The sequence below is a fragment of the Primorskyibacter aestuariivivens genome, assembly GCF_028023675.1.
In the GTDB taxonomy this organism is placed as follows: Bacteria; Pseudomonadota; Alphaproteobacteria; order Rhodobacterales; family Rhodobacteraceae; genus Marinovum; species Marinovum aestuariivivens.
Genome location: NZ_JAQIOZ010000005.1, coordinates 73,220 through 95,001, shown reverse-complemented (window position 1 = coordinate 95,001; position 21,782 = coordinate 73,220). Strand labels below are relative to the sequence as shown.

General features: G+C 65.9%; 24 protein-coding genes and 1 riboswitch. Of the genes, 7 read left to right on the top strand and 17 right to left on the bottom strand.

The features are described 5' to 3' along the window. Genes PGB28_RS06070 through PGB28_RS06055 form a run of 4 tightly spaced genes read right to left on the bottom strand, consistent with a single transcriptional unit; the run spans position 1 to position 6,032 of the window. The gene (locus PGB28_RS06070; protein ID WP_271420605.1) at positions 1-1,125 is read right to left on the bottom strand and encodes a cobalamin biosynthesis protein CobG; all 1,125 of its coding nucleotides are present in this window, start codon (positions 1,123-1,125) and stop codon (positions 1-3) included. Next, positions 1,122-4,526, bottom strand: a complete 3,405-nt coding sequence (gene cobN, locus PGB28_RS06065) for a cobaltochelatase subunit CobN (protein WP_271420604.1) — start codon at positions 4,524-4,526, stop codon at positions 1,122-1,124. Before cobN ends, PGB28_RS06070 begins: the two co-directional genes overlap by 4 nt. A 46-nt stretch (positions 4,527-4,572) precedes the next feature. Further along, complete coding sequence (gene cobW, locus PGB28_RS06060; RefSeq protein WP_271420603.1) at positions 4,573-5,628, bottom strand: cobalamin biosynthesis protein CobW; 1,056 nt, start codon at positions 5,626-5,628, stop codon at positions 4,573-4,575. Continuing rightward, entirely contained in the window at positions 5,625-6,032 is a 408-nt protein-coding gene (locus PGB28_RS06055; RefSeq protein WP_271420602.1) for a DUF1636 domain-containing protein, read from the bottom strand. The genes cobW and PGB28_RS06055 overlap by 4 nt, the downstream gene beginning before the upstream one ends. 95 nt (positions 6,033-6,127) lie before the next feature. Continuing rightward, positions 6,128-6,336, bottom strand: a riboswitch (cobalamin riboswitch). Between the two features lie 38 nt (positions 6,337-6,374). On the opposite strand from PGB28_RS06055, the gene cobO reads away from it, so the two are divergent. The 4 genes from cobO (at position 6,375) to PGB28_RS06035 (ending at position 9,268) form a co-directional block, all read left to right on the top strand. Next, positions 6,375-6,998 carry a cob(I)yrinic acid a,c-diamide adenosyltransferase gene (gene cobO / locus PGB28_RS06050; RefSeq protein WP_271420601.1) on the top strand — a complete coding sequence of 208 codons (624 nt, stop codon included), beginning with the start codon at positions 6,375-6,377 and terminating at the stop codon, positions 6,996-6,998. Between the two features lie 141 nt (positions 6,999-7,139). After that, positions 7,140-7,478, top strand: a complete 339-nt coding sequence (locus PGB28_RS06045; protein WP_271420600.1) for a Lin0512 family protein — start codon at positions 7,140-7,142, stop codon at positions 7,476-7,478. Further along, complete coding sequence (locus PGB28_RS06040) at positions 7,478-7,816, top strand: Lin0512 family protein (RefSeq protein WP_271420599.1); 339 nt, start codon at positions 7,478-7,480, stop codon at positions 7,814-7,816. Before PGB28_RS06045 ends, PGB28_RS06040 begins: the two co-directional genes overlap by 1 nt. Before the next feature lie 3 nt (positions 7,817-7,819). After that, positions 7,820-9,268, top strand: a complete 1,449-nt coding sequence (locus PGB28_RS06035; RefSeq protein WP_271420598.1) for a cobyric acid synthase — start codon at positions 7,820-7,822, stop codon at positions 9,266-9,268. 558 nt (positions 9,269-9,826) lie between these two features. On the opposite strand, the gene bluB is transcribed toward PGB28_RS06035, so the two are convergent. From bluB to PGB28_RS06015, 4 genes are read right to left on the bottom strand one after another with little or no spacing between them, the layout of a single operon-like run. Next, positions 9,827-10,450, bottom strand: coding sequence for a 5,6-dimethylbenzimidazole synthase (gene bluB / locus PGB28_RS06030; RefSeq protein ID WP_271420597.1), 624 nt, complete (start codon positions 10,448-10,450; stop codon positions 9,827-9,829). After that, a complete protein-coding gene (gene cobD, locus PGB28_RS06025; RefSeq protein WP_271420596.1) occupies positions 10,447-11,442 on the bottom strand; it encodes a threonine-phosphate decarboxylase CobD in 996 nt (331 codons plus the stop codon). Before cobD ends, bluB begins: the two co-directional genes overlap by 4 nt. A gap of 6 nt (positions 11,443-11,448) precedes the next feature. Continuing rightward, positions 11,449-12,387: an adenosylcobinamide-phosphate synthase CbiB gene (cbiB, locus tag PGB28_RS06020; protein ID WP_271420595.1), complete on the bottom strand. Its 939-nt coding sequence runs from the start codon at positions 12,385-12,387 to the stop codon at positions 11,449-11,451. Further along, the gene (locus PGB28_RS06015; protein ID WP_271420594.1) at positions 12,384-13,178 is read right to left on the bottom strand and encodes a propanediol utilization protein; all 795 of its coding nucleotides are present in this window, start codon (positions 13,176-13,178) and stop codon (positions 12,384-12,386) included. The genes cbiB and PGB28_RS06015 overlap by 4 nt, the downstream gene beginning before the upstream one ends. A gap of 44 nt (positions 13,179-13,222) precedes the next feature. On the opposite strand from PGB28_RS06015, the gene cobU reads away from it, so the two are divergent. Beyond that, positions 13,223-13,747, top strand: coding sequence for a bifunctional adenosylcobinamide kinase/adenosylcobinamide-phosphate guanylyltransferase (cobU, locus tag PGB28_RS06010; RefSeq protein WP_271420593.1), 525 nt, complete (start codon positions 13,223-13,225; stop codon positions 13,745-13,747). A gap of 12 nt (positions 13,748-13,759) precedes the next feature. Here the strand turns inward: cobU and PGB28_RS06005 are convergent, their stop codons facing one another. Next, positions 13,760-14,332 (bottom strand): histidine phosphatase family protein, encoded by a 573-nt coding sequence (locus PGB28_RS06005; RefSeq protein WP_271420592.1) that lies wholly within the window; start codon positions 14,330-14,332, stop codon positions 13,760-13,762. A gap of 99 nt (positions 14,333-14,431) precedes the next feature. Here PGB28_RS06005 and cobT point away from each other — a divergent pair, with 99 nt between their 5' ends. Together cobT and cobS are read left to right on the top strand one after the other, a co-directional pair. After that, positions 14,432-15,457: a nicotinate-nucleotide--dimethylbenzimidazole phosphoribosyltransferase gene (gene cobT / locus PGB28_RS06000; RefSeq protein ID WP_271420591.1), complete on the top strand. Its 1,026-nt coding sequence runs from the start codon at positions 14,432-14,434 to the stop codon at positions 15,455-15,457. Next, positions 15,454-16,212: an adenosylcobinamide-GDP ribazoletransferase gene (cobS, locus tag PGB28_RS05995; RefSeq protein ID WP_271420590.1), complete on the top strand. Its 759-nt coding sequence runs from the start codon at positions 15,454-15,456 to the stop codon at positions 16,210-16,212. The genes cobT and cobS overlap by 4 nt, the downstream gene beginning before the upstream one ends. A 128-nt stretch (positions 16,213-16,340) precedes the next feature. Here cobS and ureG read toward each other — a convergent pair whose 3' ends face one another. The 8 genes from ureG to PGB28_RS05955 form a co-directional block, all read right to left on the bottom strand. Continuing rightward, positions 16,341-16,976 carry an urease accessory protein UreG gene (ureG, locus tag PGB28_RS05990; RefSeq protein WP_271420589.1) on the bottom strand — a complete coding sequence of 212 codons (636 nt, stop codon included), beginning with the start codon at positions 16,974-16,976 and terminating at the stop codon, positions 16,341-16,343. After that, positions 16,973-17,611, bottom strand: a complete 639-nt coding sequence (locus PGB28_RS05985) for an urease accessory protein UreF (protein ID WP_271420588.1) — start codon at positions 17,609-17,611, stop codon at positions 16,973-16,975. Before PGB28_RS05985 ends, ureG begins: the two co-directional genes overlap by 4 nt. After that, positions 17,601-18,041, bottom strand: a complete 441-nt coding sequence (locus PGB28_RS05980; RefSeq protein WP_271420587.1) for an urease accessory protein UreE — start codon at positions 18,039-18,041, stop codon at positions 17,601-17,603. The genes PGB28_RS05985 and PGB28_RS05980 overlap by 11 nt, the downstream gene beginning before the upstream one ends. 150 nt (positions 18,042-18,191) lie before the next feature. Beyond that, a complete protein-coding gene (gene ureC / locus PGB28_RS05975) occupies positions 18,192-19,952 on the bottom strand; it encodes an urease subunit alpha (RefSeq protein WP_271420586.1) in 1,761 nt (586 codons plus the stop codon). Further along, on the bottom strand, positions 19,927-20,259 hold the full coding sequence (locus PGB28_RS05970) for an urease subunit beta (RefSeq protein ID WP_271420585.1): 333 nt from the start codon (positions 20,257-20,259) through the stop codon (positions 19,927-19,929). Before PGB28_RS05970 ends, ureC begins: the two co-directional genes overlap by 26 nt. Continuing rightward, positions 20,256-20,417 (bottom strand): hypothetical protein, encoded by a 162-nt coding sequence (locus PGB28_RS05965; protein WP_271420584.1) that lies wholly within the window; start codon positions 20,415-20,417, stop codon positions 20,256-20,258. Before PGB28_RS05965 ends, PGB28_RS05970 begins: the two co-directional genes overlap by 4 nt. A gap of 39 nt (positions 20,418-20,456) precedes the next feature. Then, complete coding sequence (locus PGB28_RS05960; protein ID WP_271420583.1) at positions 20,457-20,759, bottom strand: urease subunit gamma; 303 nt, start codon at positions 20,757-20,759, stop codon at positions 20,457-20,459. A gap of 3 nt (positions 20,760-20,762) precedes the next feature. Further along, positions 20,763-21,707, bottom strand: coding sequence for an urease accessory protein UreD (locus PGB28_RS05955; protein WP_271420582.1), 945 nt, complete (start codon positions 21,705-21,707; stop codon positions 20,763-20,765). Positions 21,708-21,782 lie beyond the last annotated feature (75 nt).

The window sequence follows — 21,782 nt, the reverse complement described above, 5'->3', positions numbered from 1 at the left end:
TTACAGATCGGCTCCGGCAAGGATGGTGTCGGGGGTCAGCCCGGTCAGGGTCGGGGCATCCCACGGGTGCCCGTTTTTCACAAGGTCAAATGCGCCGTCGCGGCCCGTGAGCGTCATGTCGGCGGGGCTGCGGCGGGCGCAGGATTTGGCGCAGCCCGAGACATGCAGGCTGCCATTGATGCGCGGGGCCAGTTCACGGGCGAGGGCCCGCGTCTCGACGCTGGCCTGCGGGCAGAAGGGCGCTCCGGGGCAGGCGTCGGTGGTGAGCAGCGGGTCATCGGGCGCGGTGATGAAATCGCTCTGCGGCATCGAGATCCCTTCGAGCAGGAAGAGCCGCCAAGGCGTGACGCGCAGGGCGGGGGCTTCGGTCTCTTGCAGCAGGGAATGCAGCGCGGCGGCGTCAATCTGGCCAAAGGGCGCGCCGAGCATCGGGCCAAGCGCGGTGTCGCCGGGGCCGGGGCGTGGCCCGCGCGGGCGGGGTGCCGTGCTGGCCCATTCTTCGGGCAGGTCGTGCCGGGCAAGCACGCTGGTCATGCGGCGGCGGGTCTCGCTGCGATGGGTATCGAACCACTCGGCCAGTTCGAGCAGCGCGTCCATCGCCGTGTCTTCCGTCATGGGGCGGCCACGGGCGCAGCCATCAGCGCGCAGGATGATCCCGTCGGCCGAACGCTCAAAGCGGAAATCGGCGCTGTCCTCGACCAGCACAGGCGCGGGGCCGGTATCCACCGCAAACCCCACCTTGGCGGGCATGTCCGGCAGGTTGGACAGGCTGTTCAGGATGGCACGGGCCAGTCGCGCGCTTTTGTCACCGCGCTGCCAGAGGGGTGTCATCAGGATATTCCGGCGGCTCTCCAGTGCTGGATCTGCATCCAGCAGGTCAAGCGCGTTGAGCGCCTGCAGGAGCGGTTCATGCGCGTCCTCGGCCACGCCGCGAATTTGCAGATTGGCGCGGTTGGTGAGGTCGATGAACCCGCTGCCAAAGCGCTGCGCCAGATCGCAGAGGCCAAGCGCCTGTTCGGCGCTGAGCCGGGCGAGCCGGGGTCGGATGCGCACCACCAGCCCGTCGCCGGACATCATCGGGCGATAGGCACCTGGGCACCATCCCTTGATCTCGGGATCGCTCATGTCCCTGTCTCCAGTCCCGCGAGTATCGAATTGCGCCGCGTCTGCCAGAGCCCGGCCTCCAGCAGCGCATTGAAGCGGTCGCGCATCGCGGCCAGCGCCTCGGGGTTTTGCTCTTGCAGAAAGGCTTCCACCTCGGCGTCACCCAGCGTGGCGTCATGGTAGAGATCGAAGAGATGCGGGCTGACCGCCGCCGCAAGATGCGCGAAGGCCGCCATATGGTCCAGCGTGGCGGCAATCTCTGCCGCGCCGCGGAAACCATGCGCCTGCATCCCCTTGATCCAATTGGGATTGGCGGCACGGGCCTGGACCACGCGGGCGATCTCCTCGGGCAGGGCGCGGGCGCGGGGGCGCGCGGGATCGGTGCTGTCGAGATGATAGAGCGCGGCCTTGCCGCCGGTGATGGACTGCGCGGCGGCGAACCCGCCCTCATGCGCGGCATAGTCCGCAGCCAGCAGCAGATCGGTTTCCGGCAGGTCCTGAAGATGAACAAAGCTGTCGGCCTCGGCCACGCGGGCGCGTATTCCCTGATCATGCCGGGTGGCGGCCTCGCCATCCAGCGCCCAGGCGGAGGCAGCAAGCCAGGCTTCGCCCGCGCGGGCCCGACCTTCGGCGCTGTAATCCTCGATCATATGCCCCATGCCGAGACCAAAACTGCCCGGTGCCGGGCCATAAACGCGCGCAAGGTCCTGCTTGCCCGCGTAAGGGTTCCAGTCCGGGGCTTCATCGCGATCCGCTAGGGCGCGGACGGCTTGGGAAAACAGTGCCGACAGGGTGGGGAACACATCACGGAACAACCCGGAGACCCGGAGTGTCACGTCGATACGCGGGCGATCCAGTTCGGCAATGGGCAGAACCTCGATGCCGCTCACCCGTTCCGAACCCTTGTCCCAGACCGGGCGCACACCCAGCAGGTGCAGCGCCATGGCGAATTCCTCGCCCGCGGTGCGCATGGTCGCCGAGCCCCAGAGATCGACGATCAGCCCTTTGGGCCAGTCGCCCTCGTCCTGCAAATGGCGGCGCACCAGTTCCTCGGCCAGCGTCACGCCCTGCGCATAGGCCGCGCGGGTGGGGACGGAACGGGGATCGGTGGTGTAGATATTGCGCCCTGTGGGCAACACGTCGGAACGCCCGCGATAGGGCGAGCCGGAGGGGCCAGCGGCAATGCGCTTGCCGTCCAGCGCGTCGAGCAGCAACCGGCGTTCCGCCTCGACCGAGGCACGCCTGTCGAAGCCGGGCTGATTTTTCGACGAAAAATCGACGGCACGGCCCCAGATATGCAGACCCTCGCCGAACTGGCTTTCCTTGATGTCACAGACAAAGCGGTCGATCCGGGTGATCGCTTCGGCGGTGCTGCTGGCGCGGTCCAGCCCCAGATCCTGTTCCACCCCAAGGCTCTGCGCCTCCGTGCGGATGTCCGCTTGCAGCCGGTCGCGGCGCTTCGGGTCCAGCCCGTCGGCATTGGAGAACTCGTCCAGCAACGCCTCCAGCCGCGCCAGCCTGTCGGGCGTCTCGGACGCGCGCAGCGGCGGCGGGATATGGCCCAGCGTGACCGCGCCGATGCGCCGCTTGGCCTGCGCGGCCTCGCCGGGGTCATTCACGATGAACGGGTAGATCACCGGCAGGGTCCCGGTCAGCGCCTCGGGCCAGCATGCGCCCGAAAGCGCCACGGATTTCCCCGGCAGCCATTCCAGCGTGCCATGCGCGCCGATATGGATCAGCGCATCGGCCCGGCTTTGCAGCCAGAGGTAAAAGGCGACATAGGCATGGCACGGGGTGCGCGACAGGTCATGATAGTCGTCGTCGCGGGTCTCTGGCGTGCCGCGTTCGGGCTGTAGCGCCACAAGCGCATGACCGAGCTGACAGGCGGCAAAGCGGAATGCGCCATCTTCCGCCTCCTGCGCCGGTTCGCCCCATACTTCGGCCAGGTCATCGCGCAGCACCTTCGGCAGTTGCGCCAGCGCGGCGCGATAGTCTTCCAGCGGCCATGTCACATCGCGGGCAAGCAGCGCCTGCTCCAGCGCCTCCGGCGCCTCTGGGATCGCATAGCCCGCCTCGCGCAGATCGCCCAGAATGGCCCGGGCCGAGGCGGGCGCGTCCAACCCCACCGCATGACCCATGTTCCAGTCCTTGCCGGGATAGGTGGACAGGATCAGCGCAGGGCACCGGTCGCAGGCAGGGCGCTGTGCCAGCGCCAGCCAACCACAGACGCGGCTGACAATCGCCTCGATCCGCTCCGGCTCAGCCCGGTGGGCATAACGCGCAAACTGCAGATCGGGATCGCGTTCGCCCGGCTCCTTGAACGATGCCACGCCCCCCATGATCCGTCCGTCCACCTCGGGCAGCACCACATGCATGGCCAGATCGGCGGGCGACAGCCCGCGCTCGGCCCCGGCCCAGGCCTCGCGGGTCGAAGTGGCCAATGCGACCTGAAACACTGGCACGCCGCCCGCATCGAGTGGCGAGGCACCGCCCTCGCCCTTGCCGGAAAAGGCGGTGGCGTTGACAATCGCGTCGGGGGCAAAGGCCGCCACCTGCCGCGCCAGCCAGCCCGTGGCATCGGGCGCTTTCAAAGACGGCGCAAACAGCGCCTGCACCACATGTCCGCGCGCCTCAAAGGCGCGGATCAGCGCATCGACAGGCTCCAGATCGGCCGCCACCAGATAGGACCGGTAAAAGCTCAGGAGAATTCTGCTCTTCTTCTGTTCAGAAATACCTTCGGGGGGGAGGCCGCAGGCCGGGGGGGGTGAGGCGGAACGAGCGAAGCCTCCACTGGAGGGTTCGCCCGCCGAACGCCCCCCTGCAACATTCGACAAACACGCAACGGCGGGGCAGATTACCCCCTGCTCTGGTGACCACGCCCCCACCACCGGCAGGGTCTTGGCCCCGCGCACCGGTCCGGCGTAAAGCCCCGCCGCCAGCGCCATCTGCGCCAGCGCCGCCTGCGCGGCGACCACGCCGCCGGTATCGCACAGATGCTGCAAGCGGCGCAGGGTCGAGACGGGGAGGGTGGAATGCGCATCCAGTCGCGGATCGGCGCGGCCATCGGCGGGCAATACGGCCAGCGCAATCCCCTTGGTCTCGGCCAGCGCCTTGACCTGTTGCAGCCCGTAGGCCCAGTAAGGCACCCCGCCGATCAGCCGGATCAGGATGCCCTCGGCCCCCGCCAGCGTCCGTTCCACATAGGTATCGACAGACAGCGGATGTTTCAGCGCCGCCAGATTGGCCAGGCGTAGGGTGGGCAGTTTGCCCACCGTTCCCCCGCCACGCCGCCAGGCCTCGGCAAAAGCACCGAGGTCAGAGTCGGAAAACGACAACACAACCAACTCCCCCGGGCTCTGGCCCAGATCGGTGGGGGTCTCGGTTTCCTCTAACCCGTGGCTTTCGCGAAAGATGACATGCATTGGCGGGATCCGGGGAGAAGGTGGGCAGAAATGCCCACCCTGCGGGTTATTCTGCGGCCTGCGCCGTGGCACCCAGCGCGGCGTGGATCACGTCGGCGCGGATATCGTCGTGTTCGGCGATGACGACAAGACGGCCCTGCCGCGCCTCACCCGCGTTCCACGGGCGGTCATACTGGTGACGCACCCGCGCGCCCACCGCCTGCACCAGAAGACGCATGGGTTTGCCCGCGACGCTGGCATAGCCTTTGATGCGCAGGATGTTGTGCTCGCGCGCCAGCCCTTCGATGGCGCTGACCAGTTGGGCGGGGTCGGCCAGTTCCGGAATGTCCACGACGATTGACTCGAAATCGTCGTGATCGTGGTCATGGGGTTCATCATGGTGGCTGGGCCGTGCGTCCATGTCATCCTCTGCCGCCGCTTCCAGTCCGAGGATCACGCGCGGGTCCACCTCGCCCTCGGCGACTTCCACGACGGGCAGCGGGCGGGGGGCCTCGGCGGCGATGATCTCTTTTGCCTTGGCCACACCCTCGGGACCGGCCAGGTCGGGCTTGGTCAAAAGGATGATATCGGCGCAGGAGATTTGATCCTCGAAGACCTCCGAGAGCGGCGTTTCATGGTCGATGGACTCGTCGGCGAGGCGCTGGGCGTCTACCGCCGCCACGTTGGGCGCGAAACGGCCCGCCGCCACGGCCTCGGCATCGGCCAGCGCGATCACCCCGTCCACCGTCACGGCAGAGCGGATATCGGGCCAGTCAAACGCCTTGAGCAGCGGTTTGGGAAGCGCCAGGCCCGAGGTCTCAATGAGGATATGATCGGGGCGCGGATCGAGCGCCATGAGCGCCTGAATGGTCGGGATGAAATCATCGGCCACGGTGCAGCAGATGCAGCCATTGGCCAGTTCCATGATGTTTTCCGCCGGGCAATCGGGGATCGCGCAGCTTTTGAGGATCTCGCCATCGACGCCCACATCGCCGAATTCATTGACCACCACGGCCAGCCGCTTGCCGCCGGGATTCTGCATCAGATGGCGGATCAGCGTGGTCTTGCCGGAGCCGAGAAAGCCGGTGATCACGGTGACGGGGAGCTTGGCGAGATCGGTCATTGTTGGTCAGCCTCCGGGGCGGTGTCGAGTGTCATGGGGGGAATGCGGGCCACGCAATTGCGCTTGAAATGTTCGGGCCGTTCGCGCCACGGGATCAGCCCGTCCCCTGTGGCGTGATAGCGCGCGGCCCCGTCGAGAATCACGTCTGGATGCGACACTTCATCGACATTGCCGTACACATAGGTCCAGCGGTCGCCGCCGCGCAGCGCCACGGTGCAGCCGTGATCGCAGTTTTGCAGGCATTCGACCGCGGTGATGCGGACGCCCTCGGGCATCTCGCGCGCGCTCAACTCGTCATAAAGCCTTTGGCCGGGGCGGCGGTCATCCTCGGGGATGTCCTGCCCCTTGCGGCATTTGACGCAGATCAGCAGTTCGGTCGCTGCCGCGTGATGCGTGTCTTTCATGTCCTCGTCCCATCCTTGGGGCGCGGGGAGGATGGCGGGAAATGCCCCTCTTGTCGAAGGGCTTCGATCCCGACACCGGAACACCCCGTCCGGTTGCAAGTCGTCTCGTGCTGGCAGGTCTCCCGGCTTGCGGATGTCAGGGTGGTCTGTCCCTGTCGGCGGCCCGGCCTTCCCGACATTGCGCGTCAGTGGCGTGGGGCGACCTCTCCGGTCACGGTCGCGGGGGCGGCTGTGCTTGTCGCTTCTCGCGTGGCACATTCCCTTTTCACCTGTTTACACAGGCACCAGCAGGATGGCAGATGCACTGAAAGCCTTTCACGAGTCAAGCGCAAGGACAGCCCCATGAGCAACGAGACGACGCAAGACGAGAACACCCGCCACGCCGAGAAGATGAAGAAGATCAAGGCCGCGCGCGACCGGATGATGGAGACCAAGACCGAAGAGAAAGGTCTCATCATGGTGCATACCGGCTCGGGCAAGGGCAAATCCTCGTCAGGGTTCGGGATGATCATGCGCTGTATTTCGCATGGCATGCCCTGTGCCGTGGTGCAATTCATCAAGGGCAACTGGGACACCGGGGAAAAGACATTTCTGCGGGAACGCTTTGCCGAGGAATGCCGGTTCTTCGTTTCGGGCGAGGGGTTTACCTGGGAAACGCAGGACCGTGAGCGCGACATTGCGGCGGCGCAGAATGGCTGGCGGATTGCAAAAGAGCAGATTTTGGACCCGGAGGTGCAGTTCGTGCTGCTGGACGAGATCAATATCGCGCTGCGCTACGATTACCTCGATATCGACGAAGTGGTGGACTTCCTGCTCCATGAAAAGCCGCGCATGACCCATGTCTGCCTGACCGGGCGCAACGCCAAGCCGGAACTGATCGAGGCCGCCGATCTGGTGACCGAGATGACGCTGGTCAAGCATCCGTTCCGCGATGGGGTCAAGGCGCAGAAGGGGGTGGAATTTTGAGCGTCTGGTTTCGCCGCGCTGGCGCGCGTCGACCGTTTGGGGGGCCAGCCCCCCAAACCCCCCGGGATATTTTCGAGCCAAAGAAGGACCGGGTTGGGACATGTGGACAGGTTGCGCCTTGAGTGGTGAGGGGGAAGTTCTGTGAAACGTTTGTTGACAGAGTTCGGCATGGGCACATCGCTGCGCCGTCAGGACTATACCGAAGCGGCGGTGCGGGCGGTGCGCGACGCGCTGTGGCACAATTCGATCAATCTGGCCGAGCTGTTTGGCAAGGACAAGACGGACATGCGGATCACCGTGGATGTTGGCGTTCAACAGCCCGACAAGGTTGATGCAGAGGTGGTCGCAGGCGTCTTCCCCTATGGTCAGGTCCGTGTGACCGTCACCCATGGCGGGCTGGACGTGCCGCGCCCGGATGGGGATGGCAACCCAACCGTGATGGCCAATGTGGCGATCTCCGTCGCTTTGGAGGGTGTGTGATGCAGCGTTTCATCATCGAGATGGGCATGGGCAATGATCTGCACGGTCAGGACTATACCAAAGCCGCCGGGCGGGCCATCGAGGACGCTTTGCGCCATTCCTCGATTCCGATGTTCGGTGCGCTGGGGCTGAGCCATGACGAGATGCAGGTGAAGGTGACGGTGGCCGTGGCCGACCCCGATGCCGTGGATTGCGCGGCTTTGGCCGAACGCCTGCCACGGGGGCGGGTTGAGGTGCGGGCCGTCAGGGGCGGGCTGAACGTGACCAATCCCGATACCGGCGAGGTGACGGTGGTGGCGCAGGCGGCGGTGGAAGCGTTTCTGCCCAAGCAGGGCTAACCCATGAGCCGCGCACTGATGATCCAGGGCACCGGCTCGAATGTCGGAAAATCCATGCTCGTGGCGGGGCTGTGCCGTGCGGCGGTGCGGCGCGGGCTGTCGGTGGCGCCGTTCAAGCCGCAAAACATGTCCAACAATGCCGCCGTGACGGTGGATGGTGGCGAAATAGGCCGTGCGCAGGCCTTGCAGGCGCGGGCCTGCGGGCTGGACCCGCATACGGATATGAACCCGGTCCTGCTCAAGCCGGAAACCGATGTGGGTGCGCAGGTGGTGGTACAGGGCAGGCGGCATACCACCGCCCGCGCACGGGACTATGCGCGGCTCAAGCCCACCCTGATGGGGGCTGTTCTGGAGAGTTTTGGGCGGCTCAAGGCGGCGCATGATCTGGTGATCGTCGAAGGCGCGGGCAGCCCGGCCGAGGTCAACCTGCGCCCCGGAGACATCGCCAATATGGGCTTTGCCGAGGCCGCGGATGTGCCTGTGATCCTGTGCGGGGATATCGACCGGGGCGGGGTGATTGCCCAGATCGTCGGCACGCAGGCGGTGATGGATAGGGGCGACGCTGCGCGTGTGAAGGGCTTCCTGATCAACAAGTTTCGCGGCGATCCAAGCCTTTTCGATGACGGCTATGCCATGATTGAGCAGCGCACCGGTTGGCCCGGCTTTGGTGTCGCGCCGTGGTTTGTCGAGGCGTGGAAGCTGCCCGCCGAGGACGCGCTGGATATCGGTGCACCGGTGCGCGCGGGCGGGTTTCACATTGTCTGCCTGCGGCTCAGCCGGATTGCCAATTTCGACGATATCGACCCGTTGGCACAGGAACCCGGCGTGCGGCTGACCATGCTGGGGCCGGGGCAGGCGGTGCCTGCGGATGCGGATCTGGTGATCCTCCCGGGGTCCAAATCCACGCGCGGCGATCTCGACTATCTGCGCGCGCAGGGCTGGGACATCGACATTCTGGCGCATCACCGTCGGGGCGGGCATGTGCTGGGCATCTGTGGTGGTTACCAGATGCTGGGTCGCGTGGTGGCCGACCCCGACGGGATCGAAGGCGCACCGGGCGAGACGCCGGGGCTGGGGCTTCTGGATGTCGAAACACGCATGGGCGGCGACAAACACCTTACGCAGGTGCGCGCGCAACATGTGGCCAGCGGCGAGGCGTTTTCCGGCTACGAGATCCATATCGGTCAGACCGAGGGACCGGACCGGGCGCGGCCCTTTGCGCAGGTGGACGGGCGGGCCGAAGGGGCCATGTCGGGCGACGGACGCGTGGCGGGCAGCTACCTGCACGGCATGTTTGCCGAGGACGGGTTCCGCCGTGCCTGGCTCGGCGGGTTCGGCGCCAAGGTCTCGGATACGGGATATGATGCCGCCGTCGAGGCCACCCTGGATGCGCTGGCCGATCATCTTGAGACCCATCTGGACGTGGCGGGATTGCTGGGCGTGGCGCGGTAGCGGACTGCATCTGACACAGGCTGGCTGTGTGGGCGCGGGCAAACGGCCGGGCGGCAGGCTGTTCCGGCGGGAGCCTCGCATGACGGGTGTCGGGCCGGAGCGGACATGACTGGTCGGCGCGTTGGGCGGGAAGCTGAAGATCGCTGCAGCGCGCCCCAATGTCGGCAGTTGGGACGGAATTGCCATTGCGCGAGCCGCTCATTGACGGGCCTCGGTGCGGCGATCCTGCGTTTGTGGGGCAGAGCTTTATGCCTGCAAAATCCGAAAAAGGTCAGATCAATGCGCTTGCAGCAGCCAAATGGCCGTGCCGGGGGGCGGTCGCCATTGGAGCGCCATTGGTCCGAGCGACAATGGCGACGCGATGCGCGGCGGGCTTCGCCCTTGACTCCGCGCAAGGGATGTCCGCACCGGGCTCTAAACCGGCATTGGCCGCACACACCAGGAACGTCCACTCAGGGCCTTTCACGCAACTTTTCACCCGCCCCTCCCTGCCGCTCGGACATCGCAGGCGCGTCAATTGCAATGGGCAAGCCTGTCTCGCGATTCAAACACCAGAGCCTAGCGGATCACCCAACGCGTGCTCTTGTTCCTTTGCCAGCCTTTCCGGTGCAGCAAGGGGGTGTCATCATCAAACTCCGGGTACCCCACGCAGAGATAGGCCGTGAAGCGCCACGTGTCCGGCACCCCGAACAGGCGGCACATCGCCTCCGGGTCGATGATTGACAACATGCCAACGCCGATATTGCGCGCCCGCGCCATCAGCCAAAGCGCGTGGATCGCCATGGCCGTGGAGTGTTCCAGCGTTTGCGGCATGGTGCGGCGGCCCAGCCCGCGCCCCTCGTCCGGGGCGGTTTCGGTAAAGATGGCCAGATGCTCTGGCGCCTGATCCAACCCGGCGAGTTTGAGGCGCAGGTATTCTGCGCGGTCGCGGTCGTCATAGGTTTTGGCCGCCGCCCCGTTGCAGCGTTCGAAATCCGCGCGCACCCGGGCACGCAACCCTGGGTCACGGACCTGCAGCACGCGCCACGGGCGGGCATTGCCGACTGAAGGGGTGCAGTCCATGGCAGCGCGCAGGTGGTCCAGCTCAGCCTCGGGCAGCGGATCGGGGCGGAAATGGCGCATGTCGCGACGCCATGTCAGAATGTCCTGCAAGGCGGTCTGATGGGTTTCGGTCAGTTTCATGCAAGCTCTGACAGGGCGCGGTCCAGCCGCAGCCAATCCGTCTCGGGTCCGGCCAGGCCCAGTCGCAGCCAGGTTCGGGAATAAGGGAAGATGCGCGACCAGATGTGATGACGCGCCAGATGCGTCTGCGCGGCGGTGGCATCGCCGGTTTCATAGGTCCGAAACAGCGGCGTCCCGCCCACCAGCGACCAGCCCGCGCGCGTGGCCAGCGCATCCAGCCGCGCGGCATCGCGTGTCAGCCGCGCGCGTGTCGCCTGCGTCCAGTCCCGGTCTTCAAGCGCCGCGCATCCCGTGACAATTGCGGGTCCGTTCACCGCCCATGGCCCGGCCAATGTGCGGATCCGGTCGATATGGGCGCGTGATCCCAGCGCGAAGCCAAGTCTGAGCCCCGCCAGCCCGTAGAATTTCCCAAAGGAACGCAGAACCAGAATATTGCGATGATCGCTCAGCTTGGGGGCCAGCGACAGGTCGGAGCAGGGGTCGGCAAAGCTTTCATCGACCACCAGAAGATCGACCGCGCCTGCAAGCTCCGTCAACGCGCCGGGTGCCCAGCATTGCCCGTCGGGGTTGTTGGGATTGACCACCACGGCCAGCGCCGCGCCCCTCAGCGCCTCGAAACGATCAACGGTCGTGACATCCCATCCCTGCGCCGTAAGTGCGGCGGCATGCTCGTTATAAGTGGGGCCAAGCACCCGCGCGTCGCGTCCGTTTCCAATCCGCGGCACTAGCTGGATGGCTGCCTGTGCACCAGCCAGCGCGACAATCTCTGCCGTGGTGCCATAGGCTCGGGAGGCGGCGTCCTCCAGGGCCTTGACGGCATCGTTCGTCGGCAATGTGGACCAGGCGTGGGGCGGGATTTCGGGCACCGGGTAGGGCAGGGGATTGATCCCGGTGGACAGGTCGATCCAATCCATGCGGGACCCGCCAAAGGCTGCAATCGCCGCGTCAAGATTGCCACCGTGATCGCGCGTGGTTTGGGGCTTTTGAGTCATGCGGCCTTAGAACAAGGAAAGCGCCAGAAGCGCAAGCGCCAGACACGCCATGGCGCGACGGTAAAGCGACAAGGCGCGGCTCAGGTCCTGCGGCGTGGGATCGGGCATTCCGGCGTTCAACCAGGGGTCTTCGACCCGTTCTGTACCATAGATGCGCGGTCCGGACAGGCGAATGCCCAATGCGCCCGCCATCGCCCCCTCGGGCCAGCCCGCATTGGGCGAGCGGTGTTGGCCCGCGTCGCGCAGCATGACGCGCAGCGCGCGGGGCATGTGGCGGAGGGCTGCCAATGCAAACACCCCCCCGGTCAGCCGGGCGGGAACCAGATTGACCAGATCGTCAAGCCGCGCGGCGACTTTACCGAACTGCTCATAGCGGTCATTGCGGTGCCCGATCATCGAATCGAGCGTGTTGATCGCCTTGTAGGTGGCAATGCCGGGCAGGCCCGCCACGACCCCCCAGAACACCGGCGCGACGATGCCGTCAGATGTGTTCTCGGCCAGGCTTTCGGTGGCGGCGCGGGCAATCGCGGGCGTGTCAAGCTGCGCCGGATCGCGCCCGACGATCATCGACACCGCATGGCGCGCGCCGGGCAGATCACCCTGTATGAGCGGGCGCGCCACGGCGGCCACATGGTCATGCATCGCGCGGGTGGCGATCAGGGGCCAGGCGAGCGCTCCGCCAATCAGCCAGCCAAGCGGCCCGTCCGGCAGGGCCCATTGAAGGGCCACCGAAGGGATCAGGGCGGCCAGAATGCTGAGCACGGTACAGGTCGTTCCGGTCAAGAACCGTCTCTGGCCGGTCCCGGTATTCAACCGCGTCTCCAGCCACGAGATCACCGCCCCCAGCCATGTCACCGGATGGCCGATCCGGGCAAACAGCGCGCGTGGCCAGCCGATGCAGAGATCAATGACAAACCCCACCAGCATCATGGCTGCAAAACTCATGCCGCGCCCCCGGTGGCAAAGCGGATCACGTTGCGAAGCCCAGCCGCGCGCAGCCGGTCGCCCGCGTCGTCGGGCGCCGTGCCGGGCGCAAAGATCAATGCGCGGGCCGAGCCGGTATGCGCGCGCGCGTGCCCCAGGGCTCCAAGCGAGGCGGCAAGTTCGGGCATCGGGTCCTCCGGGCCGCGCAGCGCGGTGCAGCGCGCGGCGGACAGGCTGGCAACGCCTGCCGCCATGGCCAGATCACCCTGTGATGTCGCGGCTTTCCAGTCGTCGACCAGGTCGCCAATATCGGGAAAATGCGTATCGGCAGGATCGGTGCGTTGTGATGGTCCCCAAAGCCCGCCCACCACCTCGCAGGCCGGGGGTGGGGACATCTGGTATAAGACGGTGCCGACGCGTGATGCCCAGAGCAGCCGGTCTGCCGCATCGAACATCAGCGGATCGCTGGCACCCTCGGTGGCCAGACAGGCGCGGGCCAGCGCCTCGTCCGACCCGTCAAACCCCGCCCCACGCGCCGCGGCGACAAGACAGGCGGTCGAAGCCCCCGCACCCGCGCCCAGCGGGATGTCACAGGCCACCGCGGGCCAGGGGGACGTGATGCCAAGCGCATCCCGAAACGTCTCAAGCTGAGACGTTGAAAACAGCTCGGTCACGTGCAGGCCGTGGCCCGCCACACGCACGCTCATCACCGGACAGGCCATGGTGACCAGTGCCACAGGCCCGTCCGGGCCGATCCGGCCCTGCAGCCATTCACCGAAATGGCCCTGAACGATGATCCCGGGTCTGTGCACGTTGCGCTTTCCTTTTCCTCGGTGACCTGCTTTTTCATGGCCCCATGGAAAAGTCGATACTCATCACCGGTGGCGCGCGCTCTGGCAAGTCAGCGTTCGCCGAAAAAATGGCGCTGAGCGTCTCGGGGCGGGCGGTCTATATCGCCACGTCCGAAGTCTATGACGACGAAATGGCTGCGCGGGTCGCGGCGCACAGGGCGCGGCGCGGGCCGGAATGGTCTGACATTCACGCGCCGCTGGACTTGGTGGATGCGCTGACGCACAGCGATGGCGGCGACCCGCGTCTGGTGGATTGCCTGACGCTGTGGCTGACCAATCTGATGCTGGGCGGGGCGGATTGGCGGGCCGAGGGGCAGCGTCTGGTGGACGCGCTGCCCGCGCAACGCGCGCCTGTGGTGTTTGTCACCAACGAGGTCGGCATGGGCATCGTGCCGGAGAACAAGCTTGCCCGCGAGTTTCGCGATGCGGCGGGATGGCTGAACCAGACCGTGGCCGGGGTTTGTGACGAGCTCTGGCTCTGCGTGTCGGGCTATCCGATACAGGTCAAACCGGGGGCCTCGCCGGTCTGAACCTGCCAGTCGCTACGCCGTTTCATTCACGCTGCGAATGATAAGCGTGCCATCGGACAGCATGCCAAGCCGGGTGATGGACAGTGGCGCAATCTCAAAGGCCAGCGCCGCCGCCTGTGCCTCCAGCGCCAGCCCCAGCGCCGCGCGGATAGTCCCGGCATGGGCGATGATCACCGCCGACCCACCCTGCGACGCCGAGTTCAGCGCCGGGGCAACGCGGGCGCAGAGATCGTCAAAGCTTTCGCCATTCTCAGGGCGATAGGCCGCCAGTGCCGCGCGCGACAATGGCCCCAGATCGGGCAGGTCGGCATAGGGGCGATCTTCCCAATCGCCCAGATCCTGTTCCCAGAAAGCCGCCTCCGGTGTGCCCGCCGCATCGGGCCAGATCGCCTGCAGGGTCTGAACACAGCGGCGCGCCGGGCTGTGCAGAACGCGGCCGGGCGGGCCAAGGCGGGCGCGCATCGCCTCAAACCGCGCCGCGTCGCTGCAATCCGCGTCGACATCGCGCCGCCCATAGGCGCGGCCATCGCTTTTGACAGGCGCATGGCGGATCAGGGTCAATTCGGTCGGTTGCGGGCCCGTCATGGCCGGTTTCCCTCTTTCACACTGACCCGATATCTGCTTTTTCTGCCGCCCAAGAGCAAGCCCCGGGCTTGCGCCGCAGATATCAGAGAAAGACCTCGCATGGCCCATACTCCCTTTCACCTGACCGATTTGTCCGATCTTGTTGGGCTTGCGCCGACGCTGCCCGTGCTGGACGCTGCGGCGCGTGATGCTGCAACCGCCCGTCAGACCACGCTGACCAAGCCGCCGGGATCTCTGGGCCGGCTTGAGGCGCTGGCGATCTTCATGGCGGGCTGGCGCGGGGCGGAAAAGCCGGTGATCAAGCGGGCGCAGGCGCTGGTTTTCGCGGGCAATCACGGCATCTGCGCGCAAGGGGTGAACCCCTATCCGCAGGAAGTCACCGCTCAGATGGTCGGCAATTTTCAGGCCGGCGGCGCGGCGATCAATCAGCTGTGCCGGGCCAATGGGGCCGAGCTTTCGGTTGTGGCGCTGGATCTTGAAACGCCGACCGCCGATTTCACCACAGGTCCCGCCATGACCGAGGCCGAAACGCTGGAGGCGCTCAATCGCGGGGCCGCCGCTGTCGATCCGACGGCCGATGTGCTGATCCTCGGTGAAATGGGGATCGGCAATTCCACGGTTGCGGCGGCGCTGGCGGCGGCTGTGTTTGGTGGCGATGTGGCGGAGTGGGTCGGGCCGGGCACCGGATCGGACAGTGACGGCATCGCGCGCAAGGTGGATGCGATTGCCCGTGGCCTCGCGCTGCACGCGGACGAATTGAACGATGGTGGCGCGGTGCTGGCGGCGCTGGGCGGTCGGGAACAGGCGGCGATCTGTGGTGCGGTGCTTGCGGCCCGCGCGGCCCGTATCCCGGTCATTCTGGACGGGTTCATCTGTACTGCCGCCACCGCGCCGCTTCATCACGTCGATCCTGACCTGCTCGCGCATTGCCTTGTCGGCCACCTGAGCGCCGAGCCGGGGCATCGCCGTCTGCTGGATGACATGGGCAAGGAGCCGGTCCTGTCCTTTGACATGCGTCTGGGCGAAGGGTCCGGTGCCGCCCTCGCGCTGGGCGTTCTGCGCGCGGCGCTGGAATGCCACAACGGCATGGCCACCTTTGCCGAGGCGGGGGTCTCCGACGCATGAACCTGCGCGCGCGTCTTGCCGAGCTGCAAATCGCGGTGATGCTGCTGACGCGGCTGCCTGCGGGGCGGATCGGTGGCGACGCGCCCGCAATGGCGGCAACGGTCTGGGCCTGGCCCCTGGTGGGGGCGCTGGTCGGCGCGATTGCAGGTGCGGTGTATTATGCGGCCTGGTTGCTGGGCTTGCCGTCCCTCGTCGCGGTTTTGATGGCGATCTGCGCGCTGGCACTGGCCACTGGTGCCATGCATGAGGACGGCCTGGCCGATCTGGCCGACGGGTTCGGCGGCGGTCCGGACAAGGAGCGTAAGCTCGAGATCATGCGCGACAGCCGCATCGGCACCTATGGGGTGCTGGCGCTTGTCCTGTCCGTGGCGCTGCGCGTGTCACTCATCGCGGCGCTGCCTGATCCCGGCATTGCCATTGCGGGCCTTGTCGCCATGGCGATGGCAAGCCGCGCCGGCATGGCGCTGTGGCTTTGGGCGCTTCCACCAGCGCGCGACAATGGGCTGGGGCGCAGCGCGGGCGGCGTCTCGGCACTGGCGCTTGCCATCGCGCTGATGCTCGGACAGGCGGGTGGGCTCATCCTCGGCGGAGTTCTCTGGTTGCCCATCGGTGCCGCCGTGCTGGCCGGTGGCGGGTTCATCGCGCTGCTCGCCAAACGCCAGATCGGCGGCCAGACCGGCGATGTACTTGGCGCCAGCCAGCAGAGTGGCGAGATCGCCGGGCTTTTGGCTCTGAGCGTCTTCGTAGCCACCTGACCTCGCCCCGCATCTTCTTCTGTTTGAAAATACCTCGGGGGCTGAGGCGCGCCCGGAGATTGATCCGGGGGATCAATCTCAGCGCCGAAGGGTCGGAGACCTGCACGAAGCGACGGGGGTAGAGCCCCCTAAACCTGTTCCAACGCAGGCATCTGCAAACCGGCCGTGTCACAGATTGCCGATACAACCTCTTGCACGCCGTCCCCTTTGCGCAGCGCAGTAAACACAAAAGGTCGTCCCGACCGCATCCGCGTCGCATCACGCTCCATGACCTCCAGAGAGGCCCCGACATGGGGGGCAAGATCGGTCTTGTTGATAATGAGCAGGTCCGAACGGGTGATCGCCGGCCCGCCCTTGCGCGGGATTTCCTCGCCCGCCGCCACGTCGATCACGTAAAGCGTCAGGTCCGCCAGTTCCGGGCTGAACGTGGCCGACAGGTTGTCGCCGCCCGACTCGATCAGTACGATTTCCACGTCCGGGTGCCGTTCCACCATCTCGGCCACGGCGGCGAGGTTGATCGAGGCATCCTCACGGATCGCCGTATGCGGGCAGCCGCCGGTTTCCACCCCGATCACGCGGGAGCCCGGCAGGATCTGCATGCGCATCAGCGCCTCGGCGTCTTCCTGCGTGTAGATGTCATTGGTGATCACGCCGATGGAAAAGTGATCCTTGAGAGCCTCGGCCAGCCGGGCAGTGAGCGTGGTCTTGCCCGCGCCAACCGGTCCGCCGATGCCGATACGAAGAGGGCCGTTCATTTTGGTCATGACTGAAAAAGCCTTGGTTCGAGGGTTTCATGTTTCATTGCCGCGATGTCCGACAGGAACGCGTTGGACCAGAGCGCACCACCGCGTGCTTCCTCTGCGGTCTGCCCGCAAATTGGGCTGAGCCGCGCCAGCACCGCCTGAGCCTCGGTCTGGCCCAGCGGCATGAGACGCTGGGCGGCTGAGACGAGATTGCAGCAGAAGCTTTGCAGATAAAGCGTGATGGTGGTGTCGAGCGGCAGGTCCACGAGTTTTGCCGCCCGGCCCAACGCTACCGGCATAAGCAGGTCGGGCAGGTCGAGTTCCCACACTTCGCGCGTCACCCGGGCAAAGGCCGCGCCCTGCCGCTCCGCCTCGCGCAGCCGTTCGCGCGACGGGGCAAAGGCGCGGGCCTCGGCGTCGATTGCACAAAGCGCCTCGTCGCCCTCGGCCTCAAAAGCTCGCGCGATCCAGATCGCCTCGCCCCGGCCCGAGCCATCGCAAAGCACATCAAAAAGCCAGTCATAAAGGCTGTTCCCGTCCCGCACCCAGCGCTCGGCCACCGCCTGTTCCAGCCCGTGCGACCAGACGAAGGCCCCGGTCGGATAGGCCGGAGACAGCCATTGTGTGAGCGTCAGAAGACGGGGGTCAATGGGCATGAGAATGGGTCCGTCCATGACCATAGGCCCCGCCCTCGGGGGTGAAAGGTTCGACCACATCGGTCAGCTCCGCCCCCAGCTTCTCCAGCATGTCGCGGATCACGTGATCGCGCTGGATCAGCAGGCGGTCCGCTTCGATCTGACAGGGCATGTGGCGGTTGCCGATATGCCAGGCCAGCCGCAACAGATGCGCGCCCTTCACTTCGGTCAGCGGCTCGGCCGCGGCCACGATGGCAATACAACGCGCATCGTCGAGCCTCAGCGCATCGCCGTGATTGAGCGATGTGGTCTGCTCCAGATCGACGACAAAGCTTTCGCCGGTTTCGGTGGTCAGTTTGCTGCGACGCAGGAAACGGTCCTCATAGGTCAGGGTGACGCGATCTGTCGTTTCGCCATGATGGTGGCGCAGGATTTCCTGGGAGATGTTCATTTCAAATCCTCTGTCATGACGGTGGAACGCAGCGCTGAGCGTCCGACCGGGTGGGCGCGGAACGCGCCCGCCATTGGGCGGGCGGACGCGTGCCCGATACTGGCGTATCGGGCGGGGTAGGGGGCCAGAACGGCGCTGCCATCCGACCCCTCAAAACAGGAAATACCGCTGTGCCATCGGCAGTTCCTCGGCCGGCTGGCAGGTCAGCAATTCGCCATCGGCGCGCACCTCGTAGGTCTCGGGATGCACCTCGATCTGCGGCAGATGGGTGTTCAGCTTCAGATCACGCTTGCCGATCTCGCGGGTGTTCTGCACCGCCAGCGTCTGTTTCGCCAGCCCCAGCGCATCACCGATCCCCTCGGCCTGCGCTGCGGCGCTGACAAAGGTGACGGCGGAATGTTCCACCGAGCGGCCATAGGCTCCGAACATGGGCCGCGAATAGACTGGCTGCGGCGTGGGGATGGACGCGTTCGGATCGCCCATCTGGGCCATCGCAATCGTTCCGCCCAAAAGCACCATCTCCGGCTTCACCCCGAAAAACGCCGGGTTCCACAGCACCAGATCGGCGCGCTTGCCCACTTCGATCGAGCCAATCTCTTGGCTGATCCCATGCGCAATCGCCGGGTTGATGGTGTATTTGGCGATGTAACGGCGCACGCGCATATTGTCGTTATCGCCGGTCTCCTCCGGCAACCGCCCGCGCTGCTTCTTCATCTTGTCGGCGGTTTGCCAGGTGCGGATCAGCACCTCACCCACCCGGCCCATCGCCTGACTGTCCGACGCGATGATCGAAAACGCGCCCATGTCATGCAGGATATCCTCCGCCGCAATCGTCTCGCGTCGGATACGGCTTTCGGCAAAGGCCACATCCTCGGGGATCGACTTGTCCAGATGGTGGCAAACCATAAGCATATCGAGATGCTCTTCGATCGTGTTCACGGTAAATGGCCGCGTCGGGTTGGTGGAGGAGGGCAGCACATTCGCATCGCCGCAGATCTTGATGATATCCGGCGCATGGCCGCCGCCCGCGCCCTCGGTATGGAAGGCGTGGATGGTCCGACCCTTCATCGCCGCGACGGTATTCTCCACGAAACCGCTTTCATTGAGCGTATCGGTATGGATCATCACCTGCACATCCATGGCATCCGCCACCGACAGGCAGCAATCAATCGCGCCCGGCGTCGTGCCCCAATCCTCGTGCAGCTTGAGCGCACAGGCCCCGGCCTTGACCTGTTCCTCCAGCGCGGCAGGCAACGAGGCATTGCCCTTGCCCGCAAAGGCCAGGTTCATCGGAAAGGCATCCGCCGCCTGCAGCATCCGCCCGATATGCCAGGGCCCCGGCGTGCAGGTGGTGGCCAGCGTGCCATGCGCTGGGCCGGTGCCGCCGCCCAGCATGGTGGTCAGCCCGGAATGCAGCGCATCCTCGATCTGCTGCGGGCAGATGAAATGGATATGGCTGTCAAAACCCCCGGCGGTGAGGATACGGCCCTCGCCTGCAATCGCCTCGGTCCCGGGGCCGACGATTATATCCACGCCGGGCTGCGTATCCGGGTTACCCGCCTTGCCGATCCCCACGATGCGGCCGTCTTTCAACCCCACATCGGCCTTGATGATCCCGGTATAGTCCACGATCAGCGCATTGGTGATCACGGTATCCACCGCGCCGCCCGCGCGTGTGACCTGAGACTGGCCCATGCCGTCGCGGATCACCTTGCCGCCGCCGAACTTGACCTCTTCGCCGTAAACCAACTCGCGATGGCCGGTCTCGCTGAACTGCGCCGCGGTGGCGCGCTCCACGATCAGGTCCTGTTCGACCTCGATGATCAGGTCCGTATCCGCCAGCCGCACCCGGTCGCCGACGGTGGGGCCGAACATGGCGGCATAGTCACTCCGTGCGATCTTGCCAGGCATTCTGGAGCTCTCCCATGATATGTTGGTTAAAGCCGTAGATGTGCCGCCGCCCCATATAGGGCACCAAGGTCACCTCGCGCCGCTGACCCGGTTCAAAGCGCACGGCGGTGCCTGCCGGAATGTCCAGCCGCATCCCCAGCGCGGTATGCCGGTCAAAGTCCAGCGCCGGGTTGGCCTCGGCAAAATGGTAATGCGACCCCACTTGCACGGGGCGGTCGCCGGTATTGGCCACCATGACCCGCCGTGCGGTCCGCCCCGCATTAAGCGTCAGCATGCCCTCCGCCGGAAGGAGCTCTCCGGGGATCATTTGCGCACCCAGATCGCCGCCGCCAGGGCAATCAACCCCAGCGCCAGAGCAACGGTGAGCCAGTCACCGGAGCCATGCGGGTGCAGATGCGCCCCGGAATGGGCGAGGGCAGGCGTGGCGGAAACAGCGGCCATCAGGCCCAGAATCTTGGGTGTCATCGCTCTTTGTCCTTCTTCTCTTTTTCAAATAGGCAAAATTCAACGGATCGGGTTGTGCACCGTCACCAGCTTGGTGCCATCGGGAAAGGTCGCCTCGACCTGTACCTCGTGGATCATCTCGGGGATGCCTTCCATGCATTGATCGCGGCTGATGACCTGCGCCCCAGCCTCCATCATGTCGGCCACGCTGCGCCCGTCGCGCGCGCCCTCGACCACCGCATCGGTGATCAACGCAATGGCCTCGGGGTGGTTCAGCTTCACGCCGCGTTCCAGCCGCTTGCGCGCCACTTGGGCGGCCATTGCCACCAACAGCTTGTCCTTTTCTCGGGGGGTCAGGTTCATGTTTCAAAGTCTCCAGGAAACGGGAAGCGTGTCATCCGACAACAGGTCCAGTACGGGCAGCAGGTGCTGGCGCAGCGCGTGGCTGTCTTCGGCCAGCAGGCGAAGGGTCAGAACATCGGCGGCCAGCAGGCTCGCGCCGCCGGTCTCGGGCATCATGTCCCGAATGCGCGGCAACAGCGCCTCGGCGCGCGGATCGACAAAGAGCAGGCTCGCCATGGCCTTTGCGCCACTCGCCACGGCGGGACGGGCGAGCCGCGCTGTGATATCGCCGCTCAGCCGGGTTGCATCGCGATAAAGCTGCCGCCCGGCGCGGCGCACGGTGATATCGTCATGGAATGCACCGGAGGTCACGACCTCGCCCATGGCGACCCGGCCAAAAATGACCGGTTCCACCATGAGGAGGCGGGAGGACAGGGTCAGGTCGATCTCAAGCGTTCGCCTCAGTGCGCAGCCCTCATAGAGGATAAGCTCCTGCGGCAGCCAGTGGAGCAGCGCCTCGTCTCCCACCGTGATCCGGCTGCAGACCTGTCCCGGTGATCCGTCCAGGGACCGATAGGCGCGCTCCGCCGCTTGCGTGGTCAGGCTGAGCGCTGCACCGACGCCGACCCCGGCCTCAAGCGCCAGCCTGTCGCCGCCGGTCACGCCGCCGGAGGTGTTGATCAGGATCGATTGCAGCATGTCGCCCGTGCGCGGGAACAGCGCCTTGTAAGAGCCCGACTGGCGCAGCCCGTCGATGACGCTGCGCGGACCCAGCCGTTTGGCGGACAGGGTGACCGTGCCACGGGTCCGGGGCTGGACCGGGGTGGCGGCAATCGGCGTATCGGGGCTCAGAAGGGTGATGGCGGGTCTCCGCAGAAAGCTGTGTTCTGCAGCGCTTTGAGCATGAGCGCTTAAAAGATGGCCAGATTCGCCAGCCCATCTGTGCTGAGACTCGGGTCGTGAGATCAATTATTGGGCATTGTGCGCAGTTAATGCTTAACGATTAGGCAATTGTCTGGAAAATTCGTTAATTCAGGTCGTCTG